Source organism: Streptomyces sp. IBSBF 3136, assembly GCF_036815105.1.
Lineage (GTDB): Bacteria > Actinomycetota > Actinomycetes > Streptomycetales > Streptomycetaceae > Streptomyces.
Genome location: NZ_JAJSZC010000482.1, coordinates 1 through 859 on the forward strand (window position 1 = coordinate 1; position 859 = coordinate 859).

Below are 859 nucleotides of genomic sequence, written 5' to 3' on the forward strand. Positions count from 1 at the left end.
CCCCCCCCCCCCCCCCCCCCCCCCCCCCCCCCCCCCCCCCCCCCCCCCCCGCGCGCCCCCCCCCCCCCCCCCCCCCCCCCGCGGCCGGTGGCCCGCACCACCGGACGACGAGATCCTCCAGAGCCCACTCCACGGCAGCTCTCCAGGTCCTCCGCTGCTGAGGGACGGCTCCCTCCCCCACACCCACGAACGTCGTGCAAGCCCGACGCGCCGGTGCGGCGCGCCAGGAGGAGTCCACACATGCAGCCCCTCATCGACAACGCCCGTACCTTCGGACAGCGCCCTGAGGAGTTCGCCGAGCTCGCCGAAGGCCAGTCCCCGCAGGTCCTGTTCATCACCTGCTCCGATTCCCGGGTCGTCCCGGCCCTGATCACCGGAGCCCGCCCGGGCGAGCTGTTCGAGCTGCGCACCGCGGGCAACATCGTCCCTCCGTACGCCTCGCAGCACCCGACCGGCGAGGCCGCCACCATCGAGTACGCCGTGGAGGTGCTCGGCGTCCGCGACATCGTCGTCTGCGGCCACTCGCACTGCGGCGCCGTCGGCGCGCTGGTGCGCGGCGACGACCTGACCGCCGTGCCCGCCGTCCGCGACTGGCTGGCGCAGGCCACCCCGCGCCCGGCCGGCGCGGCCGCGGACCCGGAGGTCGCGGAGGCCGTCCAGAGCCATGTCCTGACCCAGCTGCTGCGGCTGCGCTCGTACCCCTGCGTCGAGCGCGGGCTGGCGCGGGGCGGGCTCGACCTGCACGGCTGGTACTACGAGGTGCACACCGGCGCCGTCCGGACGCACCGCGCGCGGACCGACACCTTCGAAGCCCTGTGAGCGCGCCGATGACCAGCACTCCCCCCACGCCCCCCACTCC

The 859-nt window shown here is 76.5% G+C and carries 1 protein-coding gene; it reads left to right on the plus strand.

Annotation, left to right across the window (positions count from 1 at the left end; genetic code table 11):
• Window positions 1-240: 240 nt before the first annotated feature.
• On the plus strand, window positions 241-819 hold the full coding sequence (locus V7E45_RS40360; protein ID WP_333779258.1) for a carbonic anhydrase: 579 nt from the start codon (window positions 241-243) through the stop codon (window positions 817-819).
• Window positions 820-859 lie beyond the last annotated feature (40 nt).